The following is an 8145-nucleotide window of genomic DNA, read 5'->3' on the forward strand; positions in this document are numbered from 1 at the left end:
GTGCCGCGCAGCTTTATCGCCGAGTTGCTGGCCGACGGCAGCGTGGACGGCTTCCTGAGCGACAACACCCGCCAGGTGCTGGACCTGTGCACCGGCAACGGCAGCCTGGCCGTGCTGGCTGCCATAGCCTGGCCCGAGGTGGAAGTGACCGGCGCCGACATCTCACCCGACGCCCTGGCTGTGGCCCGCATCAACGTGGACAAACACGGCCTGCAGGACCGCATCCGGCTGCAGCTCTCCGATGGCTTGGCCGCCCTGCCCGGCCCCTGGGACCTGATCCTGTGCAACCCACCCTATGTCAACGCCGCCAGCATGGCCGCGCTGCCCAGCGAATACCGCGCCGAGCCCGAATTGGCCCTGGCGGGTGGTAATGACGGCATGGACTTTGTGCGTCAGCTGTTTGCTGCAGCGCCCGCCTGCATGACGGAAGACGCCGTGATCATCCTGGAGATCGGCAACGAGCGCGCGTACTTCGAAGCGGCGTTCCCTCAACTGCCCGTTTTCTGGCTGGAAACCAGCGCTGGAGAAGACCAGGTTTTGCTGGTCACAAGACAGGCCCTGGCCGCCCAAACCCGCCTCACGGCACAATAGAGGGTTGCGCGCCGCCGCCTTGCGTATCGGTGACACCGATCGCAACCGCGCTGGCCCCTTGATATTTCATGCCACCCGCCTTGTGCGGGTGCGTCTTTTTCTGAGTTCCGGATGATCACCCTCAAGAACGTTACCCTGCGACGCGGCACCAAAGTCGTGCTCGACAGCGTGTCCACCACCATCAATCCCGGCGAAAACGTCGGTCTGGTGGGCCGCAATGGTGCGGGCAAGTCCAGCCTGTTTGCCCTGCTCAGCGGCAAGCTGCACGAGGACGGGGGCGATTTCTACATCCCCACCAGCTGGCGCATGGCCGAAGTTGCCCAGAACATGCCGGAAACCGACCAGTCGGCTACCGACTTCGTGCTCGAAGGCGACACCCGCCTGGCCGAAGTCCAACAGCAACTGGCCGCGGCCGAAGCCAGCGACGATGGCATGGCCATCGCCCATGCCTACTCGGACCTGCACGATGCCGGTGCGCACGACGCCGTGGCGCGCGCCCAGGCGCTGATCCTAGGGCTGGGCTTTCGCGTGAGCGAGCTGGATCAGCCGGTCAACAGCTTCTCTGGCGGCTGGCGCATGCGCCTGCAGCTGGCGCGCGCACTGATGTGCCCCAGCGATTTGCTGCTGCTGGACGAGCCCACCAACCACTTGGACCTGGACGCCCTCGTCTGGCTCGAAGCCTGGCTCAAGCGCTATGCAGGCACCATGATCGTGATCAGCCATGACCGCGAGTTTCTCGATGCCATCACCAACGTCACCCTGCAAATCCAGCAAGGCGAGCTGAACCGCTACGGCGGCAACTACAGCAAATTCGAAGAGCTGCGCGCACAACAGCTGGAGCTGCAACAGGCCAGCTTTGCCAAGCAGCAGGAGAAGATGGCCCACCTGCAAAAGTTCATCGACCGCTTCAAGGCCAAGGCCAGCAAGGCCAAGCAGGCGCAAAGCCGGGTCAAGCAGCTCGAACGCATGGAGAAGATTGGGCCAGTGCTTGCCGAGGCCGAGTTCACCTTCGAATTCAAGGAACCAGCCAACCTGCCCAACCCGATGCTGGCCATCAGCGATGCATCGTTCGGCTATGTGGACGAAGAAGGCACGCCCACCACCATCCTCACGGGTGTGAACCGCTCGGTGCTGGCGGGGCAGCGCATCGGTATCCTGGGCGCCAACGGCCAGGGCAAGTCCACGCTGGTCAAGACCATCGCCCGCACCATGAAGGCCCTGGGCGGCAGCATCACCGAAGGCAAGGGCCTGAACATCGGCTACTTTGCCCAGCAGGAACTGGACGTGCTGCGCCCCAGTGAAAACCCGCTGGAGCACATGATCCGCCTGGCGAAGGAACTGGGAGCAGACGCCAAGCAACCCAGCCGCGAACAGGACCTGCGCAGCTACCTGGGCAGCTTCAACTTCACGGGCGACATGGTCAAGCAGGCCGTGGGCACCATGAGCGGCGGCGAAAAAGCCCGCCTGGTGCTGGCCATGATCGTCTGGCAGCGCCCCAACCTGCTGCTGCTGGACGAACCCACCAACCACCTGGACCTGGCCACCCGCGAGGCGCTAGCCATGGCGCTCAACGACTTCGACGGCACCGTCATGCTGGTCAGCCACGACCGCGCGCTGCTGCGCTCGGTCTGCGAGGACTTCTGGATGGTGGGTCGGGGTGTGGTGGGGCCGTTTGACGGGGATCTGGACGACTACCAGCGCTACCTGCTCGAAGAATCCAAGCGCCTGCGCGAAGAGGCACGCCTGGCTGAGCAGGCGCAGTTGGCGGTGGGGAACACCGCAGCCGCCGCGCCCTTACCCGCTGTTGCGCCATCAGCCCCTGTCACCACCCCGCCCGCGGCGCCTGCAGCCCCCGCAGCCCGGGATGGCCGCGAACAGCGCAAGATTGACGCCCAGACACGCCAGCAGCTTGCCGAGAAAACCCGCCCGCTCAAGAAAGAGCTGGAACAGATCGACAAGCGCCTCGCGGCACTGTCTAGCGAACGGGCCCACTTGGAGCAGAAATTGACCGAGTCCCTTCCCCCAGCCGAGATTGCCGAGTGCGGCAGACGCCTGAAGGCGGGGAACGACGAAACAGCACAGCTGGAAGAACGCTGGCTGGAAATTTCTTCTGCGCTGGAAGAAATTTCGGCAGCCACCGCAACTTGAGCATGTAAATTCCTGTAAACAATAAACCGTCTTTTTGGCGCTCGCCGCGCTACTGCAAAACGGATACTGCTATTTAATTTGTAGCGTTTTTTATTGTAAACATTCGGGCACTTGCGGTTGCATTTTTTTGCGAAACGCTGTCAACGGACTGTGAATGGGCCGCGTTGTTGGTACATCACAGGAGCTTTTCAGCATGAACACCACCGCAATCTTGTCCGCTTGGCCCGAAGACGAACGCGATCGCAAACGCGCCCCGGCCCGCTTCTGAACGAAGGCGCGGCAGCCCGTTTCCTCATTCGCAGCCCACGCAATGACCGCCACGTTGCCAATGCAAAAACCATGCCATAGCATGATGGACGCATTGACTCTATGGTGTATTGCTTGAGTCCACCGAAGAAAGGTCCGCAGGCAGCCCCTTCCCCCTTTGCTCCTCCCAATAAAAAACCCCGCAATGCGGGGTTTTTTATTTTCCCAAGGGGCCCAGAGGCCCCAGGGATCAGCCCATGTGCAGGCCGCCGTTGACCGAGAAGTCAGCACCAGTGGCATAGCCGCCTTCTTCCGAAGCCAGCCAGGCAATGATCGACGCGATCTCACTGGGTTCCCCTAGGCGCTTGACGGGCACGGTGGCGACGATCTTTTCCAGCACGTCGGGGCGGATCGCCTTGACCATGTCGGTACCGATGTAGCCCGGGCTCACGGTGTTGACCGTCACACCCTTGGTGGCCAATTCTTGCGCCAGGGCCATCGAGAAGCCGTGCATGCCGGCCTTGGCAGCCGAGTAGTTGGTCTGGCCGGCCTGGCCCTTTTCGCCGTTCACCGAGCTGATGTTGATGATGCGGCCCCAGCCCTTTTCCACCATGTCGGCCACCACCTGCTTGGTGACGTTGAACATGCTGTTGAGGTTGGTTTCGATCACCGCATCCCAGTCTTCGCGCGACATCTTGAGGAACATGCGGTCGCGGGTGATGCCGGCGTTGTTCACCAGCACGTCGATGGTGCCGTGCTCGGCCTTGGTCTTGCCGAAGGCCTCCACCGTGGAATCCCAGTCGCCCACATTGCCCACCGACGCGTAGAAGGTGAAGCCCAGGGCTTTTTGCTCTGCCAGCCACTTGGCGTGATCACGGGTAGGGCCACAGCCGGCGATGACCTTGAAGCCCTCCTTGTGCAGTCGTTGGCAGATGGCGGTTCCGATACCACCCATGCCACCGGTGACATACGCGACTTTCTGGCTCATGTGATTTCTCCTTGTTAGTGATTTGCCCAGCGCCCACTCTACCGAAGAAAACTGGCCCCGCCGTGAAGGAAAACACTGAAGCCCTTTCCTTTTTGGCATATCGGCATGCGTCACACATTTGACACAACGCTGTCCCTCTTCCAAATAGCGGTTTGGGTGCATGGCGCCATGCTTTTGCCGGCCTGATGCACATCAAGAGGGGCGCGGGAACGGTCAGAAACAAAAAAGCCGCGTTGCAACAACGCGGCCTGTCGCTCAGGCTGGTCCCGGGGCATCCACACCCGATGGCGAGATACACCGAGACGCGGCGGCGGGGACTGTCAACCCATCAGCGCTCCAGCGCCAAGGACACACCCATGCCGCCACCGATGCACAGCGCGGCCAAGCCTTTCTTGGCATCACGGCGCTGCATCTCGTGCAGCAGCGTCACCAGGATGCGGCAGCCGGAAGCGCCAATGGGGTGGCCGATGGCAATGGCGCCACCGTTCACATTGACCTTGGCGGGGTCGATAGCCAGTTCCTTGTTCACGGCGCAGGCCTGTGCGGCAAAGGCTTCATTCAGCTCGAACAGGTCCACATCGGCAGCATTCCAGCCCGCGCGTTGCAGGGCCTTGCGCGACGCGGGCACAGGACCCATGCCCATGGTGGCGGGGTCCAGGCCGCTGGTGCCGAAGGCCGCAATGCGGGCCAGGGGCTTGAGGCCGAGAGCCGCAGCCTTCTTGGCGCTCATCACCACCACGGCGGCTGCGCCGTCGTTCAGGCCCGAGGCATTGCCCGCCGTCACACTGCCTGCCTTGTCGAAGGCAGGACGCAGGCCTGCGAGTGCTTCGGCGTTGGTCTTGCGGTTGAGGTACTCGTCGGCATTGAAGAGGATGGGATCACCCTTCTTCTGCGCCAGGCTCACTCCCACGATTTCGTCGGCGAACTTGCCTGCATCCTGTGCGGCTGCGGCCTTTTGCTGGCTGCCCAGCGCCAAGGCATCCTGCATGTCGCGGGTGATGCCGTAGGCCTTGGCCACGTTCTCAGCCGTGATGCCCATGTGGTACTGGTTGTACACGTCCCACAGGCCATCGACGATCATGGAATCGACCATCTTCCAGTCGCCCATGCGCTGACCGTCGCGCGAGCCGTTGAGCACGTGGGGTGCCAGGCTCATGTTCTCCTGGCCACCGGCCACCACGATGTCGCTGTCCCCCCAGGCCACGGCCTGCGCAGCCAGCATCACGGCCTTCAGGCCCGAGCCGCAAACGGCGTTGATGGTGAGAGCCGGAGTTTCCTTGGCGACACCGGCCTTCATCGAGGCCTGGCGGGCGGGGTTCTGGCCCACGCCAGCGGTCAGCACCTGGCCCATGATGACCTCGCCGATCTGGTCGGACGACAAGCCTGCGCGGGCAATGGCCTCGCGAATCACGATGGCGCCCAGTTCGCTCGCAGGCGTCTTGGCCAGCGCGCCACCAAACTTACCCACAGCGGTGCGGGCGGCCGAAACGATGACGATGTCTTCCATGGAATGTCCTTGTGGTTGGGGGTTGTTCGGTTGCCCAATTCTCGCAGTGCTGAGAATCAGGACTTTTGCGTATCAGCTTTCATGCGGCGCCCCCTCGCTCTCGCAGAGCACAGCGCTGCGAGAGCGAGGGACCTGAGGGGGGGTGCCGTTTCAATTCAGGATTTCTGCTTAACGTAGCTGCCGGGGGCAGGCTCCAAGGCCTTGAACTTGGTGCCCTTGCCATAGCCCTTGGGCGCAGCAATCTGCTTGCCCGCATGGCCCTTGAGCCAGTCAGACCAGTCGGTCCACCAACTGCCGGGGTGTTCGGTGGCACCTTGGAGCCATTGGTCCAGGGTGGCGGGAAACTTGCCGTCGGCGCGTATCCAGTGGCTGCGTTTGCCCTTGGCGGGTGGGTTGATCACGCCTGCAATGTGGCCCGAGGCCCCCATCACAAAACGCTTCTTGCCGGGCAGCACCTGGGTGGAGGCATAGGCTGCCGTGGCGGGCACGATGTGGTCTTCGCGCGAGCCATAGATGTATACGGGCAGGTCCACCTGGCCCAGGTCCATTTTCTCGCCGCACACCGTGAGTTTGCCGGGCTTGATGAGGCTGTTTTCGAGATAGAAGTTGCGCAGGTACCAGGCGTAGAACGGGCCCGGCAGGTTGGTGCTGTCGCTGTTCCAGTACAGCAGGTCAAACGGAGGCGGTGTTTCTCCCTTGAGGTAGTTGCCCACCACGTAGTTCCACACTAGGTCGTTGGGGCGCAGAAAGCTGAATGTGGAGGCAAGATCCTGCCCTTTCATCAGCCCGCCGTTGCCCATCTGCATCTCGCGGAACTTCACGAACGCCTCGTCGATGAACACATCAAGGATGCCAGTGTCCGAAAAATCAATCAGCGTGGTGAGGAAGGTGGCACTGGCCACAGGCTCGTCGCCACGCGCTGCCAGCACGGCCAGCGCATTGCTGAGAATGGTGCCGCCCACGCAGAAACCCAGTGCATTGATCTGCTCAGCCCCCGTGATGTTCTGCACCACGTCGATGGCGGCCATAGCGCCATCTTCCACGTAGTCGTCCCAGGTCTTGTGGGCAAGGCTGTCATCGGGGTTACGCCAGCTCACCACAAAGGTGCGATGGCCCTGCTCCACGGCATAGCGGATCAGCGAGTTCTCGGGCTGCAGGTCGAGGATGTAGAACTTGTTGATGCAGGGCGGCACAAGCAGGAAGGGCCGCTCATACACCTTGGAGGTCAGCGGCTTGTATTCGAGCAGCTGAAAGAGTTCGTTCTCATACACCACCGCACCTTCGGTGGTGGCCACGTTGCGGCCCACCTCGAAGAGGCTTTCGTCAGTCATCGACACATGGCCCTGTGTGATGTCGTGCAGCAGGTTCTGCATGCCCTTGGCAATGCTCTCACCCTTGGTCTCGATGGCTTTTTTCTGCGCTTCGGCGTTGAAGGCCAGGAAGTTGCTGGGTGCCATGGCGGCCATCCACTGCTCTACCCCGAAGCGGATGCGGGCCTTGGTCTTTTCGTCGGCCTCCACTGCGTCGGCCAAGCCCATCAGGGTGCGGGCATTGAGCAGGTAAGCGGCGGCCGAGAACGCGGCCACCGGGTTGCTGGCCCAGCCCTCGCCAGCAAAGCGCTTGTCCTTGACTTCGGGCGCCCCCTGCAGGCCCTGGGCCCACAGCTCCTGGGCTTCTTTCAGGTATTGCTGCTGCAAGGCCTGCAGCTTGGGTTGCGAAAGCTGCAGCGCCGGGGCCGTGGGCACTTGCGCGCCCAGGTCCATCTTCTGAAACGATTGCAGCGCCTGCGACCAGCTTTGCCCGAAAATCTGTTGAAACTGCTGGGCACTCTCAGCCCAGGGTGATTCAGAATTCATGCTCTTTCCTCAATGGTTGATCGCTCGCAGCGGCAGAAGACCTTGGCGATCTCCCCCTCGGGTTCATTGTTGCCGACCCATTGGCGCATGGCAACGGATCCGGCACTTGCAGTGAACACAATTCAATGTACCTCATCGTCATCGCCTGGACCTACGTCACCCTCATGATGGCCGTGGCAGAAGCCACCAGCCCCACGGGCACGCTGCTCGGCGCCATCATCACCTTTGTGCTGTATGGCGTGCTGCCCATGGGCATCCTGGTCTACATCCTGGGCACACCGTCGCGCAAGCGGGCCATCAAGGCGCGCGAAGCCGCCGAGCAGGCTGCCTACGATGCGGAGCAGGCGGCAGCAGCAACCGTATCAGCCACGCCAGATGCAGGCAGCGAACCGACCGCTGGCGCCGAGCACGGCAGCGTCGCGCCGGTGCGAAAAGAACCGTGAGGCGTTGGTCACCGTGCACCAGGGGGCCGTGCTGTCGTTGCCGTAGATCTGAGTGATGCCGAGGGCCCGCAGCCGTAAGCGGGCCAGGCCTGCCAGATCGCACAGGTACTTGCCCGGGACATCTGCGCGGGGCACAAAGCAGGATTGCGCGGCAACATCCGCATCGCAGAACGCCGCACGCACCTCGGCGCCGACTTCAAACGCCTGGGGGCCGATGCAAGGGCCCAGCCAGGCCAGTGTGTCAGCCGCCGCCGCAGACGCACAAGCAATTGCTTCACTTTTTATAGCTACTGAGGCAATAGGGGTGCGCGCAAGGGCCTTAAAAAGTTCAAAAGTGGACTCCAGCACCCCCAGCCCCCCCTCTCC

Annotated in this window: 7 protein-coding genes; 3 read left to right on the forward strand and 4 right to left on the reverse strand. The window is 62.5% G+C overall.

Features of this window, described 5'->3' with window-relative positions; translation table 11 throughout:
* On the forward strand, window positions 1-591 hold a 591-nt coding region (locus tag DBR12_RS01625; protein WP_146185440.1), incomplete at its 5' end, for a HemK family protein methyltransferase.
* Window positions 592-702: 111 nt separating this feature from the next.
* Window positions 703-2739 (forward strand): ABC-F family ATP-binding cassette domain-containing protein, encoded by a 2037-nt coding sequence (locus DBR12_RS01630; RefSeq protein ID WP_108615657.1) that lies wholly within the window; start codon window positions 703-705, stop codon window positions 2737-2739.
* Between the two features lie 496 nt (window positions 2740-3235).
* Here DBR12_RS01630 and phbB read toward each other — a convergent pair whose 3' ends face one another.
* From phbB to DBR12_RS01645, 3 genes are all read right to left on the reverse strand, one after another.
* A complete protein-coding gene (gene phbB, locus DBR12_RS01635; RefSeq protein ID WP_094291165.1) occupies window positions 3236-3973 on the reverse strand; it encodes an acetoacetyl-CoA reductase in 738 nt (245 codons plus the stop codon).
* 328 nt (window positions 3974-4301) lie between these two features.
* Window positions 4302-5480: an acetyl-CoA C-acetyltransferase gene (locus DBR12_RS01640; RefSeq protein WP_108615658.1), complete on the reverse strand. Its 1179-nt coding sequence runs from the start codon at window positions 5478-5480 to the stop codon at window positions 4302-4304.
* A 155-nt stretch (window positions 5481-5635) separates the two neighbouring features.
* Window positions 5636-7336: an alpha/beta hydrolase gene (locus DBR12_RS01645; protein WP_108615659.1), complete on the reverse strand. Its 1701-nt coding sequence runs from the start codon at window positions 7334-7336 to the stop codon at window positions 5636-5638.
* 125 nt (window positions 7337-7461) lie between these two features.
* Between DBR12_RS01645 and DBR12_RS01650 the strand changes: the two genes are divergently transcribed.
* Window positions 7462-7779, forward strand: coding sequence for a hypothetical protein (locus tag DBR12_RS01650; protein ID WP_108615660.1), 318 nt, complete (start codon window positions 7462-7464; stop codon window positions 7777-7779).
* On the opposite strand, the gene DBR12_RS01655 is transcribed toward DBR12_RS01650, so the two are convergent.
* The coding region (locus tag DBR12_RS01655) for a polyphenol oxidase family protein (RefSeq protein ID WP_199226607.1) at window positions 7699-8145 on the reverse strand (447 nt) is incomplete at its 5' end. The two genes, DBR12_RS01650 and DBR12_RS01655, sit on opposite strands and share 81 nt — an antisense overlap.

The organism is Acidovorax sp. HMWF029, from assembly GCF_003060895.1.
Taxonomy (GTDB): Bacteria; Pseudomonadota; Gammaproteobacteria; order Burkholderiales; family Burkholderiaceae_C; genus Acidovorax.

What these genes read in the sequence shown, in the direction of transcription:
- DBR12_RS01630 (WP_108615657.1), top strand. Translation starts at nt 703, where the DNA reads ATGATCACCCTCAAGAACGTTACCCTGCGACGCGGCACCAAAGTCGTG.
- DBR12_RS01650 (WP_108615660.1), top strand. Translation starts at nt 7,462, where the DNA reads ATGTACCTCATCGTCATCGCCTGGACCTACGTCACCCTCATGATGGCC.
- phbB (WP_094291165.1), bottom strand. Translation starts at nt 3,973, where the DNA reads ATGAGCCAGAAAGTCGCGTATGTCACCGGTGGCATGGGTGGTATCGGA.
- DBR12_RS01640 (WP_108615658.1), bottom strand. Translation starts at nt 5,480, where the DNA reads ATGGAAGACATCGTCATCGTTTCGGCCGCCCGCACCGCTGTGGGTAAG.
- DBR12_RS01645 (WP_108615659.1), bottom strand. Translation starts at nt 7,336, where the DNA reads ATGAATTCTGAATCACCCTGGGCTGAGAGTGCCCAGCAGTTTCAACAG.